This window comes from Providencia sp. PROV109 (assembly GCF_033681625.1).
Taxonomy (GTDB): Bacteria; Pseudomonadota; Gammaproteobacteria; order Enterobacterales; family Enterobacteriaceae; genus Providencia; species Providencia hangzhouensis.
In genome coordinates, this window is sequence record NZ_CP096320.1 from 3,486,003 (window position 1) to 3,500,223 (window position 14,221).

Consider the following 14,221-nt stretch of genomic DNA (forward strand, 5'->3'; position numbering starts at 1 on the left):
TATTACCTCAGTAACCGTTTGGGGATCATCATTCCGATTGATACTGGCTCACTCAGCTCAGTCAATGCATAAACTGTGGCGTCCATTCTGTCGGGTGACCTCTTGGCTGTTTGCGGTACGTATTCCATCATCTGGTTTTCCAGTGTGAATAAGTTACCTCTGTGTCCAACTCTGCCCTGTGCATATAAGGCTGATATTGGCTCAGCTCTGGCAAACTTACCCTTACTGGCATGGATGCGGATAATACGGCCTTTGAAACCTGCATTCTTCAGGGTGTCTTCAGCCATATCGCCACCTTGGTTGGTTTCAATCACTATCGCGTCAGCCTTATGATGTTCATAGGCCCATATCGCTTTCGTCGCCCAACCATTCGGAGAGTATTTGCCGCTGTAATCACCATCGACTGTGAATTGGCGTTTATCACCACCGCCATATGCGCTAGCCACTGCAATTCCACTTTCATCACTCTCGTCTGAGTTTGTCGCTTGCGGGTCAATGGCTACTACCGTTCGAGCTAATGGCTCTATGATGTTCAGCTCACGAGCCGCATTAATCATTTGCTCATTCCACAGCGCGCCTTCCTCATTAAATCTGCGAGGTCGCTGCATATACTGCGCTTCAAATGTTCTGCGGTGTGACTCTAAAGCCGTTCTGTGTGATTCATTGTGCTTGAATTCCCACAACCAGCCATCATCGAGGCCATGCTCAATAGGTATGGCGTGAGTGTTTTCAGGGAATAACTCTTGATACGATTGTGAATTATCAATGACTACGGGTAAGTAAAGGTGATGCCACTTCTCACCAGAGCCACCGCGCAATAGATAGCCGCTTAAATCGTGGTAATGAATGCGTTGCATAATCACAATCATTGGTGTGGTTTCGATAGCCAATCGTGATTTGATTGTTTCGTTGAATCGATTATTTACACCATCACGAACGGTCTCACTATATGCATCATCGGGCTTAACTGGGTCATCGATAACTAATGCGCCCTGCCATCCTGATTCCATGTGACCAGCTCGAAAACCTGTTACCTGACCTGCGGCTGATGAAGCATATACACCGCCGCCAAACTCATTCCACCACATAGCCTTACTATCTGCATCATCGCGTAAAGTCATTGGCCACATAGATTGAAACGCCTGTGACTTAACCATACTTCGAGTTGTCGATGAATTAAGTAATGCTAAGTTATGGGAGTATGAAAGATGCATGAAACGGGCGCGGTTATTTATCGCCATTCCTCGCCCCATCATGTTGATAGTTGCGAGCTCTGTTTTTGTATAGCCTGGAGGAACATTGATTATTAACCGTGTGATTTCGCCGCTAATAACCCTATCAAGCGCGTCCTGTATTGCATGGTGATGAGGTGCGACAATCATTTTGCCGCCAGTGCGCTGCTTGAAGAAGTATCGAGAGAAGTACAATCCGTCAGTCTCACACATCTTTGCTCTAATCAGGTCATCAGCAATCGTCATTTTCCATCACCCTTTTAATATCGTCAGGTGACATTGAAACAACCTGAACAGCGCCGCCATTCTTGCCTGTTAGTTCAACTATTTGTTTATCCAGCCCAGTGAGTTTGGCCTTGCCCATTGTAGCAGCAACGGCTGCGGACGATTGTGGGGTCTCGGCTGACAAAGCGGCCTTTCTAGCCTCTTCTAGCTCTTCTAACAAACTAGCCACCGTTACATCATGCTTATCCCTGTGTTCTTGCTGAAGCTCTGCAATCCTCACCGTAATCTCACCGTTGTTTAACAGTTCATAGGCTTTGGAGTTGATAGATGTAGCTTTCATCTTTCCAGTGGCATACGCAGTTCGGTATGCCTCCGAAGCATTACCTTTATTCTCTATGTATGCCTGACAGAAAGCCTCTTGCTTTATTGTCAGTGCCATATTCATATCCTCATAACAAATTAAAAAGCCCACCATGATGAGCTTTGTGATTGGTTATTCTGCTACTTCATCGTTGAATAACGTTTTCTTTGTTTCCTGCACTCGTTGATAGATAGTGTCGACTTTAGTTAGTAAATCGACGGACCCATTATCAAAGTTACCGTTGTTGTTGCCCCACAGTTGAACAAATAGCTCATATTCAAGCTGGTCGTCATTGATGAGCTTAATCGCCTTTGCGGTTGCTGCGGTGTTATTGCCTGTTAGCTTAAGTAAACCTAAGCGGATTTTCTCTTTTGCTGTTAGTTCAGTAGTCATAATTTACCTTGTTGTTATGTGTTTCGTTGTAATCAGCCCATGCTTAGCAATGAACTCACCTACCTTGTCGTAGTTGGGCTCAATACCAAGCGTTAGGCAAAATAATTTCAGGGTGGATATGTATGGATTGACCCACCATTTAAATTTCACTGAAATTTGTAGTTCCAATGTTCCTGTTTTCATATTCCACCCAATAAAAAAGGCCGCTGAGCGACCTATTCCTTCTTGCCAAATATCGACTTAAGAACCCATAGAATTACTGATAGCCCAACCACAGTTCCCCAGTTGATACTTATTGCCAAATCGAACCCTGCTGAATCAGCAAACCAATTCCAAATATGCAGCAAGCACCATGACACGAAGAAACTTATTGATAGCGCGGCGATCATGCATACTGCTAAAATTGCGAAAGATTGACCCGTTGTTAGTCCAGTTGTATTTATTTTCATGGTGATATCCTTATGCTGCCAGCCTGTGCATTTCTTCTAGTAGCGGTTGCTTATGGTTTTTATTAAACAACTTAGTTAATTCTTCCTTTCGTTGTTCAAAGTTCCATCCCATTGAGATAAACACTGTATTGGCTCTTTGCAATTCAGTTACGCAATGTATTTGTTCTGGTGTTAAGTAATCACGGATAGGCTCTTTCTTTCCTATTTCGTTATGTACACGAAACTTAGCAGACGTCATACCAAGCACAATGCGATTAATTAAGTCTGCTTCATTACTAAAATGGTGAGGTGAAATAGTCTTGCCTTGTTCCTCTCTCGCCTTTTTGACCGCATCGGTCATTGGCTTATATTCCAATCTTGACGTATTTCTATCTAACTTTTTGGCAGCTAAAGCAGAACGCATCTTGAAGAATTCAGAAACAAGTCTTTTCTTGAATGCCCTGACTACATCATTGTTACGCATGTATGTAATTAACAATGTTGCCTGATGTTCATTAAGTAGTGCTACTTGCTGCTTTTGTCGTCCACCGTCTGTATCAAAGGATCGCATTTCAAATGCCACCCTTCCGAATTCATTTAAATCATCGACATAATGGCGAACAAGTTGAATTACTGTTTTGTGTTTCTTTTTAACTCCATCGGCGATTGCAGAGGAGCTAGTCAATAAATCAAATTTTTTAATTTCCACTAAAGACATAGTTAGTTCCTTTTAGAGATAAACCTTGCGCTCAGGAGTAACCAGCCCAAAGAGGGTTAACCAAACCACTACTGGTTATCCTCAAGGCTTATCCTGAAAGGTTCTTTGGTGTGTATGTGCCGAGCGTGGCACAGGGTGAAATGCGTACTACTGATTACAAAACTTGAATAAATGTAACTTTCTTTTAACTTTACTTTCGTAACGTAACATTAAGAGGGGTATGGTTATTACATCGCTAAGTTATTAACTTCATATATATTCCTACACTTTTAAGCCTCAACATCAGGGGCTATTTTTTTGCCATTAAAAAGCCCCCTAATTGGAGGTTCATATTTGTAATATCCGTTTGAGATTACTACCTTTTTAAGGTTGTGGTCATTCACGATTAACGTATAGTTGCGTTACATTCATGAACTATTATTCTCGCTTCGCCCCGATATCTGGGGCATTTCTTTGTTGTTCAATTTCCCGTATTGCTTTCTTGTCCAAGTTGCACTTTGCTATTGAGTTCATCGCATCAACTAGCAGCTGCGGCATATCGCCCCAATCAACATTCTCAGGAATATCGGGCTGAGGACAATCAGCGGTTAATTGCGCTGGTATCGGTACTGGCTGAACGGGAATCAATATCTCTTTTGTATTTCCGCAGCTCGCTAATAACATCATCGGGCACAGCAGTATTAGCGCACTCATTGTCTTTGAGTACTGTTTTGATAACAGCCTTAACTTTGACATGTTCTGAGTCCTCTAATTGCTTTGCTTTGATGTTGTCGAGTGATACTTGATAGTGAAGAGCGATAGCTGATTGGGTTACTTTGTTTAGTAGTTGGCTTGCAGATAGTTCGTTAGACTTTTTGTCAAATTTAACCTGTAACTTATCAAAGTCATTCATAACCCAGATAAGCCAGAATAATAAGATTGCACAAGCAGCCATTAACGCTTTGGTTAGTATGCTTAATTGCTGCCCCATCGTGCTTTATATCCTCTCACATCAATATGTGTGAATGTTTTATAGCGACCAATGCCGTAGCTATCAGGAAACTGAGATTCAAGATAATCAGCGACAACTTTCGGCGTCACACCATTAACCTTGATATCTGCCGCTGTACCTAATAAGTGCTGAGACTTAGGAGTGCCACCTACTTTACTGTTGTGTTTAGCACAGCGACGACCGCTGACAATAATTACTGGTTTACCGAAGTGAGAGCGAACACCTTCAAGTATTTCAACCAACTTTAGTTCGACTTGATTTGCACCACACCCATCCTTACATGCAAACTCTTTACTATCGAAATGTTCACTTAATTTACTCATCTCTAACTCCAAATTTAACTTTTACTATCTTCACCGCACCTTCAAACAGCGCATACAATTTCTTCGTTCCTAGAAAGCCGATAACAACTCCGCAGAACTCAGCAAGTAAAGCCCATGACCCAGCATCACCACTGCGTGATAACCACCAATCTATAAACCGAATGGTGCCAACGCTAAGTAAGCCGCACATAACCGCTTCACCAAGCGCCCTCTTCCATTGTGAGCCAGCCTGCTTTTCTCGAATGTAAGCGATGGTTGTAGCGATAGTGAATCCGCCAAGTAGTGGGAGTACCGATTGCAGCCAGCGTAGAATCTGCTCCCACCATTCGAATTTTTCTGGCATACGTTTCATACCCACCTCCCCACAGGAGGAATTTAGTTAATAGATAGCCGCACACAGACGCTCAGTGAAAGTGAGTGATAGTAGTGATTCTGTGGCGGCGCATACGAAAAAAGGCCGCACTAGGCGACCTCTTGAAATTTGACTTAAGAAATTTACGTACGATAACGTTTTCAAATAGTTACGTTATGCTATCCTCATTGATGAGGGAACCAAAATAGAAAGCCCCAAACGTATCGCAAACCAGATTTCTCCGTCCTGCGTAGAGGTTATGAGGGGCACTATTATTACTCATCCGCAATGTCGGCATTTCTGCTAATGATAGTTTCCCGTCACGATTGATTGCGATTTACTGAGATATTTATACAACAAAGCCCACCGAAGTGAGGCTCTATAAGCTGCTGACGTTGTTGTCACTCTTATCACAATATCAGCTATTTTACGATCGTAAAGCAATTTAATGAATTATCTCTACATATTTATCCATTTCCAAAGTGACATCCAACCACATCAACATTCCATCAATTTGCCCCTCTGCTTTCTGTAATTTTTTACCAATGTGAGTGTCAGAGCATTTATGCTTTTTAGCCAACTGAATGAATGTCATACCAAACAGATAATAATCGAGTAGCAGATCATGCATTTCGCTATCTTTTCTATTTAGCTGCGCCATACATTCAGAGATGATCATTGCATCATCTTCGCAGCACTGATCTCGTGACTTCACCTTGCTTGGAATTAAACTACTGAACCCAGCCGCTACAGAATACCATTGTACTGATTCTGTATTATCAGCCGCCCATGCTCCCCAGCGCTCTAACACTTGTTGAATATCACGCATTGTTCACCTCGTGTTAATTTGCGAGCTTTTGCAGTCAGCTTCGGGTTTAATACACTTAACAATAGAAACGGCACTATCTAATTCTTTGGCGAGACTGGAAGTGCCATTCACTCTTGTTTTATATATTGTCATTAGGCGACCATTGATAACTACATGACCTTCAGCGTTAACATCTTTTGAGTATTTTTTTACCGTCGCTCGATAGCATCCTAGATATCTAGAAACTTCTGCCATATTTCCATACGTTTTGATGAGTAATTCTGGAATGGTTGTTATCTCAGCCTTCATATATCCCCCATCTGATAAGTTATGCCGTGCTGATACCAATCAGGCAGCGTGAACTCAATCCGACCTGTTACGCCCTCACTACGTAGCTCCTGAAGCCGTTTAAGCTCAACTTTCATGTGCTGGTATAAATCATCCATCTGCCACGGTTTTAACTTCACAGCCGTTCCAGCTAAACGAGCCACGCTATCAATAGTCATCTCGCTGTAAGTGATAACGGCGTGAGCATTGAATTCGTGTGGGTCTTCGCCTAGTTTTCGGTGACAGCCAGCACAGTGTGAGAAGGCATTAAGAGGATGGTATCGAGTTGCTTTGTGTCGTCGTGATTTGAAGTGGGAGCAGTGAAGTTTTGAAGGTTCGTGTCTAAAGTGTCTTCCGCAGTAGTCGCATTCGTAATCTGTTCGTTCCCTGACTAACTGCGAAAATACAATATCGTATTTATCGCGTTTTAGTGCCATTTATGCCCTCAATTTTTTATACAGCCAATATGCACAGTAAAATGGCAGCCATATTGGCCATATTGCTATACCTAAGATAACGCTCGTCCTGAATAACTCAGACCAGCCACCTTCATCAACTTTATGTTGCGTGACACCAATAGCCCAGGCTAGTAATACAAAGTGGGTTACTAATAATCCGCTCATCCCATAAACCCCATCGCTAAAGTGACAATAGAAAAGAATAGAATTACGTGTCGAGTTCTAATCATACCCTCACCCCACTAAGTAAAGAATCCATGCGTTTTAAGAGCCTGCTACCCATACCCTGCACATTGGCCTTTTCGACATAGACCATTCCACGACCTACTATTTCATCGTCTATTTTTTTAGGTTCTGGCTTGAAAACTTCGGTAAATTCACGCTTAACAATCTGCACAGCATCAGGTGATATTTTATATTTCAATGTACCTTTGCTTTTCCCTACAACCGACACAGCCGCAAATTTACGCATTAGGCTGATAATGTAACTTGCCGTTGAGTAAGGGATTCCTGTTATGTTTTGCACTTGTTTTGTGGTGAAATATTCAAGCTCTCTAACCGCTTTGATTATTTCAATCGCGTTCTTACCTTGCTGAGTCATAACTTCTCCTTGTTTAGATTGTGACGATTTATTAACTCCCTGCGGCACTCATTTAGATAAATAACTAGCTTATGCACTTCATCTAAACGTTCATCTAGTTGCTTTAGTTTTTCTTGAGGTGTCATTTATTCATTCTCCGTAACGCACTATACAAATGATTGCACTCAGCTTGTTTGTCTGATTTAAACGGCTTCTCACTAATCCACAGACAGTTGCTAGGCCATTTATGAACCTTCTTCACTGTCTTTCCTACTACGTGAAGCAACCCCCATCCTTTCGGCAAATCGTCAATACTGATAATGTCAGGCGGTGATATGAAAAAACGCCAGTCTCCCATGCCGAGTTCTGGGTTTATCCTAAATCGCTTCTTCTTGTCAGCTAGAAAATCAGAACGACTCACTTTCGCTTCAATTAAACAACTCACGCTACTCCTAAATCCAATCGCGTCGGGCTGTTCGCCTGAGCAGTTAACAGATTTCAGCTTGTCATCGAACACGATTTCAAAGCCATTTTTGCGAAGAAATTTAACTGCTATCTCGCATAGTTCATCATGTGTCATCTCTCTTGCTGCTCCTTGAGTTTCTGTTTGTCACCGATGCGTTGAGCCCACTCTAATTCTCGCCTTGCATCATCACTGAATTTCACGCCATTTTGTGAACCAAACCAGTGAGCACATTCGATAACATCCGCTATTTTCCTTACTCGCATTTTGCTAGTGCGTTCACCAAAATAAACAATGCCGCCACCTAGCCCGACAGCCGACCGTTGAGCCCCTCCATTGACTTGCTTATTAAGTACAGTGATTAAGTCCTTCCAATCCTCTTTATCGTACCTTTGACCATGCCATATGACCTGTTCAGACAAATCAGTAAGAGTTGCCCACATGCGGTCATTTTGTGCTTTGGTTCGTTTAGGTTCGGAAAGTTTTACTTCGTAGGGTTTGGCTGAATCTATTGGTAGGTTTTGTATTGCTTCGATGGCGTTTTGTCTGATGTTTTTGCTACTGAGATAGTATGTCTTTAGTGACATTTAACCCCCTATTCAATTTTTTAGAAACACGTTGTTGAATAAGAAAAAACAAATGTAAGCCATAGATATTAACCAGAGGATTATCGCGGCTGCTGATATGACCTTCATCGTGATAACAAACCAATTATTATCCCCGTCAAATACCTTCAGCATGATAAATGCCATTGCAAATCCTAAACCACAAAATAGGTTCATGCTGATTTTGTACATCAATGTTATTGGATCACTCACTGTTAGCTCTCCTGTTCCATACTGCTAGACTCTCTCGGCAGAGTGTTCCAAAAGTGAATAGCTTGTTCGCTTGATAATCCATAAGCGCCTGCCATCCCACACCTAGGGCAGCGAATATATTTAAAATTTGGTGCTGCTGATTTCTCATCTAACAAATCGTTATTGCAAAACGGGCATTTCTTGAGTTCGTTCATTATTCACCCTCTGGCATTGGTGGGAGTGGCAAAGCCTTTAGCCTCCTATCCTGCTCAATAAGTTTACCTACCAGTGCTATAACAAATTCTGACTTTTGCGATGATGAGGCTATTTCGTAACGTTGAATTAAGGTAAATTCAGGTCTATCTGAACTGTTAAGAATTATTGAAATATCATTTAATAATGGAGTTAGTGTATTCATGGGTAAGCTCTTTTTTAATCAAACTTGTCCGCACTGCCTTAGAGAAAATGCAGTGTTAGAAGCTTTCGGTGAACAACAAAAAGGTGATGACGAACCTTTTTTCGATGTATCTTTCATGTGTCGAAGTTGCCACAACTCAGGGATTGCCGTTGTTAGAAGTAATACTTCGTATGGCCCATTTCATACAGCCGGAGGTAGAACATCTGGAATGAGCCTTCCTTCGGACGACCCTAAATTTTTATTGATTGGCATAATCCCTAAAGTTAACGGGAACACCGCTCCTGATAATACTCCCGACCGAGCTGCTAAATTTTTTATTGAATCAAAAGATGACTTTCAACGTGGTAGATATGAAACTTGTGTAATGAATTGCAGAAAGGTCATGGATATTGCAACTAAAATACTCATGGGTGATGAAGCTAGGGATGAAAAATTATCCAAGCGTATCACCATGCTATTTTCTAAGGGGAAAATAACTGAACAGATGAAAGATTGGGCTCACATCGTAAGAATTGATTCAAACGGTGCGATTCACTCTGACGAAGAATTTACGAAAGAGGAAGCGAAACAGATACTAGGGTTTACCGAGGTATTTCTAATGTACTCCTTTACCTTGCCTGAGATGATTAAAAAACGACAAGAAGAAAAAGACTCAATTTAATAAAACTAGGTTGAGGTGATAATTGCTTTCACCTTAACCCAATTAGTTCCCTGCATTAGATGCCTCCATCTGGCGAATTTTTTCTTGCAACGCTTGAAACTTCATTGTGTTGGCTAAATTCTCGATTTCCATTAATCGCAAATATGCTTTGCCGCGTGGTCTGTGCTTATCAGCTGCTAGCTCGTGTTCAAAGAAAATTGCGTCTGTTCTTTGTCTGAAGTATTTAACGTTCGCATGAATGTATCTACCCGCTATAAATCTCCCTTGTCGCAAGTAGGCTTTGTTCAGCTCTGTTAACGTTGTTCCTTTCATCACTCACCTCTATGATTAATATCAATATTTTTAGTGTGAATTTTGAATACTAGCCTGATGAGGAGCGTCATCAACCCCGCATGAATGACCACTATTGGCAATGATTCTAGGTAAGCGCTGAAATTAAATTTACTTAATTTCTCCATCACCATCATGAGTGACGCTAGACCCCAAACGATAAGTTGAAATAGAAACATCAGTGCGGTGTTACTAAATACTTTTACAAGTGCTTCCTCATACCATTTCATCACTCAACACCTCGCTTAATTGCCCGCTTGGCTTCTCTGCGTATTGCTATTCCCATGCGTTCTAGCCAGTCTGCGTATTTCAGCAAAGCCTCAGTTTCAGTTTCTAGTCTAGGGAAATCGTCCAAATTCAAACTAACTTCCCAGCCATGAAGTGCCTGTCTTTTGGTTACTTTTATTTTCTGCTCCAGGCGTGTTTTTTCGTTGTAGTGAAGCAACTGATAGGTTTTAACTTTCTTGTCGTCATCCTTTTGGTATGCGACTAGCTCCATCTTAGTTTGCTTGGTTTTCATTGCTAACTCCTCACGATTCCCACTCGTAGCCGACTTTAATTTTCTTGGCTTGCTCAAGAGTATTTGTCATCACTTTCGTGTTAGAAATATCACCCCAGCAATCACTCTCAACTGGTGTTAGATAATATTCATTTTCTGTTCCATCATCGCTTTTGTAGGTATGGCGAACCGGATCACCTAATACCTTGGTGACTGTGCTTTTTAATAAATTCATCTAGAAGTCCTTATGATTTGGTGTGTTAGGCTGCTTGCTTGCGTGATCGGTAACTATCCCAGGTGAAAGCCAATGTACAACCGCCACCGTCACTCATACGGTCAATGACCCGTTCTCCGATAAACGCGCCTAGTTCTTCCCTGGTTTGGTTGCTGATTAGAATGGTTGGTTTCATTCGCTCATACCTGGTGTTGATGATTTCAAACAAGATCAGCTTTTCAGCTTCAGACCCGAATTGAACACCTACTTCATCGATTATCAGTAAATCAGGGTTGGTATAGATTCGAATAACATCTGACTCGGTTTCGGTCGCGTTTTTACTCCAGGTTGATTTGAACTTTCTGGCAATCCGTAATGCGGTTGTGAATAGCGCAGAATCCTGGTATTGCTCAATCACATGTCGGGCAATAGCCAGGGCTAGATGATTTTTACCAGTACCAGGCTTGCCACACATAACCAACCCGCCACCCTGCCGTAATCTATCCGTCCACTTGTTTGCATACGCTTTGCAAACACTTAGATTTCTAGCTGCATCCTGGTTAACTGGCTCGTAATTCTCCAGGGTGCATGGAATAAAACGTTCAGGGATATTCAGATCAGCCAGGAGCTTTTCGATAAGGCGTTTTTTGCCACGCTCGTCACTTTGCTGCTTTTCAGCCCTTAACTTTTCTAGCTCTTCAAGCAGACACTTGGGGCATGGTGATGGTCGGGATGCTAGTTTTAACCCACTTGTACTTACTCGCTTCCTAGCCTGGTATGTTCCATGAGTTTCACATTCGATATCCAGGTAATGAATTTCTGTGTTTGGTATTTCAGCAGGTTGTTTATCAATCTCTGCCAGGTGCTTCTCGATTTCTTGAATTCTTTCTGTCAGGTTCATAATTTAATTCACCCATGTTGGTATATCCGTTTGTCCATAATCCTTGGATCCAAAGTTCTCACTGGCTACTCGCTTGTTAGGCGACCAGGTAGGTTTGGCGTTTTTGTTCTGGTAGTTCAGCTTCGCGCTTGCTGTGCTAAACCAGTTCTTAGGTTTGTCCTTCTCGAACTCCAGGTCTAAACGTGTTAACTCTGCAACCAGATCAATATTTGGAAATAATCCCTTCCAGGTATCGAAGTCTTTTTGATTGAGTCGAATAATCTGTCCCTCGAATGCATATTTTTTTGCTATCGGTTGAACATTGTTTGATGATTTTTTTTCATCGCCAGGACAAGCCGTGTTTTCGGCTTGGGTGTTATAGGGAATCAGGTTAAGGGAATCAGGAATCAGGTTAAGGGAATCAGTGGGACAAGAAGCGATTTCATTAGCTCGTGCTTGACTCATGCTTGAAGCAAGTATGAGTTTACCTTGATTCATGCTTGCTTCATGGTTAACTAAATGATTAGATTTCAACACATTACATTTCTTACAAAGAATCTGTAAATTATCATCTGTGCTATTTCCGCCTTTTGAAATAGGAGTGATGTGGTCGACCTGTAATTCATCGGTATCCCCACAATAATTGCATTTCATTCCATCGCGTTCTTTTATTCTGTCTCGAATAGTGTTGCTTAGTGGTATATATCCTTCACAAACTGTATCTTTATGATCTGTTGGCGCAGGAATGACAGATGCGATTTCTTTATGATGTGGGTTTTGATGTTTAGCCCAATTTACTATTTGAATATATTCTTGGCCTTCAACTTGGTATCTATTAATGAAGCCTTTCTGACTTAATGTAGTAAGAAGACTGTCAATATTTACATCATCAAATGGCAAAGTTAGGACTTTTATTTTCTTGGGTCTGTCTTCTAACCGCCCTTCTCTGTCAGCGATTGTCCATAGACCGACAAAAAGAATGCGAGCGTAAGGGTCGCATTCAGCCAGATCGTCGTTTGTGAAAAAACCTGGCTTAATATTGCGTGCTCTAGCCATTTAAGCCTCCATATCGATTTGTTGTGTAATTAATATTCATGTATAATTACTCCCGTGAATGATTTACTAATGCGCCTCGACTGTTCCAGCAGCTGGGGCGTTTTCTTTTGTTCTCATCAAAGAAAGCTCGCCGATTTGTTTCCACAAAAAGCGATATTCTTCCTCAGATATTTTTCTCTCACCTTCCAGCACAAAATCTTTAATCCCCGAAGCTGCCAGCGTTTCGCATAGCTCAGGAAATTTGTCAGTTCTGCGTAGAATGGTTGAGTCATGGACACCTAATGTTTTGGCCACTACAGACTGAGACTTAGCTCTCAATGCTTGTAATGCCGTAGCGATTAGATGATTTGATACGAATTGATTGAAGTTTTTGCGTGTTGTTGCGTAGTCCATTTGTTAAATTCCTTTTGACGTAGTTAGCCCGTTGCTCACGATCCTGTGAGTTAAGTTTTCTCCCGTTTGCAAGGAGAGCGGATAAGATGTTAAAGAGCGATTTAGTGCTAGGCTGCATTCGTTTTTAATTGGGCGAAAACCAATGCTTCTTTTTTTACTTCTTGGTACTTAAACTGCTTTGTTGCTTCCTCAATATCGCCAGCTTTTTCAGGTGACGCTCGGCGGTTGCCGTAAGCGATCTGGTTCAAGTAACCAACACTCGTCCCTGCAAGCTGAGCAAGGAGCACCCAGTCATCTTGACTGGCTTCTTTTCTCCATCGGAGTAATTCGTTGCTCATTGTATTTACCTTTGTTGTTACAAATTAATCAAAGTTTATCGTAATGATAAATATTTAGCAAGCAAGATTTATCAATTTGCATATTTATCATTTTGGTAAAAAATGTGAGCATTAGGGAATGGAAAATAAAGATATAAGACGCGCTAATTTGCGTGCCCTTATGAGCGAATATCTCTCATCTGGTTATAACAAAGCTCAATTTGCAGACAAGCTAGGCATGCCTGCCGCTCAGCTAAGTCAACTTACCAGTGACAAGGAAGTGCGAAACATTGGTGATGTTTTAGCTAGGAAAATTGAGGATTCACTGTCTCTGCCTAATGGCTGGATGGACACCCTACAGGCAGAAAGTAAGAACGAAAATCACAGCAACGATAGATATATCTTGCAAAACATCTCCGATAAAGGTACTGATCATACGTACAGGATTGAACTGTTAGATCTAGAATACAGTTGTGGAGGTGGCAGCTTGAATCATGATTATCCTGATGTCGTAAGAGCTGTGGAGCTAGAGCCTGAGCATGCTAAAAGAATGTTTGGTGGTAGAAAAGCATCATCACTAGGCATTGTTACCGCTGTTGGTGACAGTATGTTAGGTACTATCGACCCGGGATCGTTAGTAGTAATTGATAAGACTGTGAATAGGTTTATCAGTGACGGAATTTATGCATTTACATTCATGGATGCATCACACATAAAGAGGCTTCAACTTCTAGGCGACAAGATGATAGTCATTAGTGATAACTCAGTTTATCAAAAATGGGAAATCAACGAATCCAACGAAAGCCAATTTAGAATCGAGGGGTTTGTCGTCGGTAAGTGGGAAATGAACTACACCAGACTAGGTTAAAAACGAACATTATTCACATCAAGCCAGCCATCAGAGCTGGCTTTTTTATTTCTGCTAAATTATTTACCAAATCAATTTATCCAACAATCAATAACTTAATCATAATTTACCAGTAAATGATAAATTATT

Annotated in this window: 26 protein-coding genes; 2 read left to right on the forward strand and 24 right to left on the reverse strand. The window is 41.5% G+C overall.

Going from position 1 to position 14,221, the window contains the following annotated elements; translation table 11 throughout:
- Positions 1-2 precede the first annotated feature (2 nt).
- From M1F25_RS16100 to M1F25_RS16175, 16 genes are all read right to left on the reverse strand, one after another.
- Positions 3-1,478 (reverse strand): DNA-packaging protein, encoded by a 1,476-nt coding sequence (locus M1F25_RS16100; RefSeq protein ID WP_181488388.1) that lies wholly within the window; start codon positions 1,476-1,478, stop codon positions 3-5.
- Entirely contained in the window at positions 1,465-1,896 is a 432-nt protein-coding gene (locus M1F25_RS16105) for a terminase small subunit (protein WP_181488390.1), read from the reverse strand. Before M1F25_RS16105 ends, M1F25_RS16100 begins: the two co-directional genes overlap by 14 nt.
- A 54-nt stretch (positions 1,897-1,950) precedes the next feature.
- Positions 1,951-2,211, reverse strand: a complete 261-nt coding sequence (locus M1F25_RS16110) for a DUF2560 family protein (RefSeq protein ID WP_140171644.1) — start codon at positions 2,209-2,211, stop codon at positions 1,951-1,953.
- Between the two features lie 459 nt (positions 2,212-2,670).
- A complete protein-coding gene (locus tag M1F25_RS16115) occupies positions 2,671-3,357 on the reverse strand; it encodes a Rha family transcriptional regulator (protein ID WP_181488392.1) in 687 nt (228 codons plus the stop codon).
- A gap of 580 nt (positions 3,358-3,937) precedes the next feature.
- Positions 3,938-4,327: a hypothetical protein gene (locus tag M1F25_RS16120; RefSeq protein WP_250690673.1), complete on the reverse strand. Its 390-nt coding sequence runs from the start codon at positions 4,325-4,327 to the stop codon at positions 3,938-3,940.
- On the reverse strand, positions 4,312-4,671 hold the full coding sequence (locus tag M1F25_RS16125; protein WP_181488396.1) for a D-Ala-D-Ala carboxypeptidase family metallohydrolase: 360 nt from the start codon (positions 4,669-4,671) through the stop codon (positions 4,312-4,314). The genes M1F25_RS16120 and M1F25_RS16125 overlap by 16 nt, the downstream gene beginning before the upstream one ends.
- The gene (locus M1F25_RS16130) at positions 4,664-5,023 is read right to left on the reverse strand and encodes a phage holin family protein (RefSeq protein WP_232368692.1); all 360 of its coding nucleotides are present in this window, start codon (positions 5,021-5,023) and stop codon (positions 4,664-4,666) included. The genes M1F25_RS16125 and M1F25_RS16130 overlap by 8 nt, the downstream gene beginning before the upstream one ends.
- Positions 5,024-5,468: 445 nt before the next feature.
- Positions 5,469-5,852, reverse strand: a complete 384-nt coding sequence (locus M1F25_RS16135; protein ID WP_181488398.1) for an antiterminator Q family protein — start codon at positions 5,850-5,852, stop codon at positions 5,469-5,471.
- A gap of 3 nt (positions 5,853-5,855) precedes the next feature.
- Entirely contained in the window at positions 5,856-6,140 is a 285-nt protein-coding gene (locus M1F25_RS16140) for a hypothetical protein (RefSeq protein ID WP_140180799.1), read from the reverse strand.
- On the reverse strand, positions 6,137-6,595 hold the full coding sequence (locus tag M1F25_RS16145) for a hypothetical protein (protein WP_181488400.1): 459 nt from the start codon (positions 6,593-6,595) through the stop codon (positions 6,137-6,139). The genes M1F25_RS16140 and M1F25_RS16145 overlap by 4 nt, the downstream gene beginning before the upstream one ends.
- Positions 6,596-6,781, reverse strand: coding sequence for a hypothetical protein (locus M1F25_RS16150; RefSeq protein WP_282560025.1), 186 nt, complete (start codon positions 6,779-6,781; stop codon positions 6,596-6,598).
- Positions 6,782-6,842: 61 nt separating this feature from the next.
- A complete protein-coding gene (locus tag M1F25_RS16155; protein ID WP_181488402.1) occupies positions 6,843-7,217 on the reverse strand; it encodes a hypothetical protein in 375 nt (124 codons plus the stop codon).
- A gap of 121 nt (positions 7,218-7,338) precedes the next feature.
- Positions 7,339-7,776 (reverse strand): hypothetical protein, encoded by a 438-nt coding sequence (locus M1F25_RS16160; RefSeq protein ID WP_181488404.1) that lies wholly within the window; start codon positions 7,774-7,776, stop codon positions 7,339-7,341.
- Positions 7,773-8,246, reverse strand: a complete 474-nt coding sequence (locus M1F25_RS16165) for a recombination protein NinB (protein ID WP_181488406.1) — start codon at positions 8,244-8,246, stop codon at positions 7,773-7,775. Before M1F25_RS16165 ends, M1F25_RS16160 begins: the two co-directional genes overlap by 4 nt.
- Positions 8,247-8,479: 233 nt before the next feature.
- Positions 8,480-8,671 carry a Lar family restriction alleviation protein gene (locus tag M1F25_RS16170; protein WP_181488408.1) on the reverse strand — a complete coding sequence of 64 codons (192 nt, stop codon included), beginning with the start codon at positions 8,669-8,671 and terminating at the stop codon, positions 8,480-8,482.
- Positions 8,671-8,874, reverse strand: a complete 204-nt coding sequence (locus M1F25_RS16175; protein ID WP_181488410.1) for a hypothetical protein — start codon at positions 8,872-8,874, stop codon at positions 8,671-8,673. The genes M1F25_RS16170 and M1F25_RS16175 overlap by 1 nt, the downstream gene beginning before the upstream one ends.
- On the opposite strand from M1F25_RS16175, the gene M1F25_RS16180 reads away from it, so the two are divergent.
- A complete protein-coding gene (locus tag M1F25_RS16180; RefSeq protein ID WP_181488412.1) occupies positions 8,873-9,535 on the forward strand; it encodes a DUF4145 domain-containing protein in 663 nt (220 codons plus the stop codon). The two genes, M1F25_RS16175 and M1F25_RS16180, sit on opposite strands and share 2 nt — an antisense overlap.
- Positions 9,536-9,577: 42 nt before the next feature.
- On the opposite strand, the gene M1F25_RS16185 is transcribed toward M1F25_RS16180, so the two are convergent.
- The 8 genes from M1F25_RS16185 to M1F25_RS16220 form a co-directional block, all read right to left on the reverse strand.
- Entirely contained in the window at positions 9,578-9,847 is a 270-nt protein-coding gene (locus M1F25_RS16185) for a hypothetical protein (RefSeq protein WP_181488414.1), read from the reverse strand.
- Positions 9,847-10,095 carry a hypothetical protein gene (locus M1F25_RS16190; RefSeq protein WP_181488416.1) on the reverse strand — a complete coding sequence of 83 codons (249 nt, stop codon included), beginning with the start codon at positions 10,093-10,095 and terminating at the stop codon, positions 9,847-9,849. Before M1F25_RS16190 ends, M1F25_RS16185 begins: the two co-directional genes overlap by 1 nt.
- Positions 10,095-10,385 (reverse strand): hypothetical protein, encoded by a 291-nt coding sequence (locus tag M1F25_RS16195; protein ID WP_069367913.1) that lies wholly within the window; start codon positions 10,383-10,385, stop codon positions 10,095-10,097. Before M1F25_RS16195 ends, M1F25_RS16190 begins: the two co-directional genes overlap by 1 nt.
- Before the next feature lie 10 nt (positions 10,386-10,395).
- Positions 10,396-10,599 carry a hypothetical protein gene (locus M1F25_RS16200; RefSeq protein ID WP_181488418.1) on the reverse strand — a complete coding sequence of 68 codons (204 nt, stop codon included), beginning with the start codon at positions 10,597-10,599 and terminating at the stop codon, positions 10,396-10,398.
- Between the two features lie 25 nt (positions 10,600-10,624).
- Positions 10,625-11,479, reverse strand: a complete 855-nt coding sequence (locus M1F25_RS16205) for an ATP-binding protein (RefSeq protein ID WP_181488420.1) — start codon at positions 11,477-11,479, stop codon at positions 10,625-10,627.
- A 3-nt stretch (positions 11,480-11,482) separates the two neighbouring features.
- Positions 11,483-12,514 (reverse strand): HNH endonuclease, encoded by a 1,032-nt coding sequence (locus tag M1F25_RS16210; protein WP_181488422.1) that lies wholly within the window; start codon positions 12,512-12,514, stop codon positions 11,483-11,485.
- A 66-nt stretch (positions 12,515-12,580) separates the two neighbouring features.
- Entirely contained in the window at positions 12,581-12,907 is a 327-nt protein-coding gene (locus tag M1F25_RS16215; protein ID WP_181488424.1) for a hypothetical protein, read from the reverse strand.
- A gap of 107 nt (positions 12,908-13,014) precedes the next feature.
- On the reverse strand, positions 13,015-13,245 hold the full coding sequence (locus tag M1F25_RS16220; protein ID WP_036965331.1) for an antirepressor: 231 nt from the start codon (positions 13,243-13,245) through the stop codon (positions 13,015-13,017).
- A gap of 118 nt (positions 13,246-13,363) precedes the next feature.
- On the opposite strand from M1F25_RS16220, the gene M1F25_RS16225 reads away from it, so the two are divergent.
- Positions 13,364-14,092, forward strand: coding sequence for a helix-turn-helix transcriptional regulator (locus M1F25_RS16225; protein ID WP_036965334.1), 729 nt, complete (start codon positions 13,364-13,366; stop codon positions 14,090-14,092).
- The last annotated feature ends 129 nt before the right edge of the window (positions 14,093-14,221 follow it).

Coding starts and splice junctions, on each gene's coding strand:
- M1F25_RS16100 (WP_181488388.1), bottom strand. CDS start 1,478: ATGACGATTGCTGATGACCTGATTAGAGCAAAGATGTGTGAGACTGAC.
- M1F25_RS16105 (WP_181488390.1), bottom strand. CDS start 1,896: ATGGCACTGACAATAAAGCAAGAGGCTTTCTGTCAGGCATACATAGAG.
- M1F25_RS16110 (WP_140171644.1), bottom strand. CDS start 2,211: ATGACTACTGAACTAACAGCAAAAGAGAAAATCCGCTTAGGTTTACTT.
- M1F25_RS16115 (WP_181488392.1), bottom strand. CDS start 3,357: ATGTCTTTAGTGGAAATTAAAAAATTTGATTTATTGACTAGCTCCTCT.
- M1F25_RS16120 (WP_250690673.1), bottom strand. CDS start 4,327: ATGGGGCAGCAATTAAGCATACTAACCAAAGCGTTAATGGCTGCTTGT.
- M1F25_RS16125 (WP_181488396.1), bottom strand. CDS start 4,671: ATGAGTAAATTAAGTGAACATTTCGATAGTAAAGAGTTTGCATGTAAG.
- M1F25_RS16130 (WP_232368692.1), bottom strand. CDS start 5,023: ATGAAACGTATGCCAGAAAAATTCGAATGGTGGGAGCAGATTCTACGC.
- M1F25_RS16135 (WP_181488398.1), bottom strand. CDS start 5,852: ATGCGTGATATTCAACAAGTGTTAGAGCGCTGGGGAGCATGGGCGGCT.
- M1F25_RS16140 (WP_140180799.1), bottom strand. CDS start 6,140: ATGAAGGCTGAGATAACAACCATTCCAGAATTACTCATCAAAACGTAT.
- M1F25_RS16145 (WP_181488400.1), bottom strand. CDS start 6,595: ATGGCACTAAAACGCGATAAATACGATATTGTATTTTCGCAGTTAGTC.
- M1F25_RS16150 (WP_282560025.1), bottom strand. CDS start 6,781: ATGAGCGGATTATTAGTAACCCACTTTGTATTACTAGCCTGGGCTATT.
- M1F25_RS16155 (WP_181488402.1), bottom strand. CDS start 7,217: ATGACTCAGCAAGGTAAGAACGCGATTGAAATAATCAAAGCGGTTAGA.
- M1F25_RS16160 (WP_181488404.1), bottom strand. CDS start 7,776: ATGACACATGATGAACTATGCGAGATAGCAGTTAAATTTCTTCGCAAA.
- M1F25_RS16165 (WP_181488406.1), bottom strand. CDS start 8,246: ATGTCACTAAAGACATACTATCTCAGTAGCAAAAACATCAGACAAAAC.
- M1F25_RS16170 (WP_181488408.1), bottom strand. CDS start 8,671: ATGAACGAACTCAAGAAATGCCCGTTTTGCAATAACGATTTGTTAGAT.
- M1F25_RS16180 (WP_181488412.1), top strand. CDS start 8,873: ATGGGTAAGCTCTTTTTTAATCAAACTTGTCCGCACTGCCTTAGAGAA.
- M1F25_RS16175 (WP_181488410.1), bottom strand. CDS start 8,874: ATGAATACACTAACTCCATTATTAAATGATATTTCAATAATTCTTAAC.
- M1F25_RS16185 (WP_181488414.1), bottom strand. CDS start 9,847: ATGAAAGGAACAACGTTAACAGAGCTGAACAAAGCCTACTTGCGACAA.
- M1F25_RS16190 (WP_181488416.1), bottom strand. CDS start 10,095: ATGAAATGGTATGAGGAAGCACTTGTAAAAGTATTTAGTAACACCGCA.
- M1F25_RS16195 (WP_069367913.1), bottom strand. CDS start 10,385: ATGAAAACCAAGCAAACTAAGATGGAGCTAGTCGCATACCAAAAGGAT.
- M1F25_RS16200 (WP_181488418.1), bottom strand. CDS start 10,599: ATGAATTTATTAAAAAGCACAGTCACCAAGGTATTAGGTGATCCGGTT.
- M1F25_RS16205 (WP_181488420.1), bottom strand. CDS start 11,479: ATGAACCTGACAGAAAGAATTCAAGAAATCGAGAAGCACCTGGCAGAG.
- M1F25_RS16210 (WP_181488422.1), bottom strand. CDS start 12,514: ATGGCTAGAGCACGCAATATTAAGCCAGGTTTTTTCACAAACGACGAT.
- M1F25_RS16215 (WP_181488424.1), bottom strand. CDS start 12,907: ATGGACTACGCAACAACACGCAAAAACTTCAATCAATTCGTATCAAAT.
- M1F25_RS16220 (WP_036965331.1), bottom strand. CDS start 13,245: ATGAGCAACGAATTACTCCGATGGAGAAAAGAAGCCAGTCAAGATGAC.
- M1F25_RS16225 (WP_036965334.1), top strand. CDS start 13,364: ATGGAAAATAAAGATATAAGACGCGCTAATTTGCGTGCCCTTATGAGC.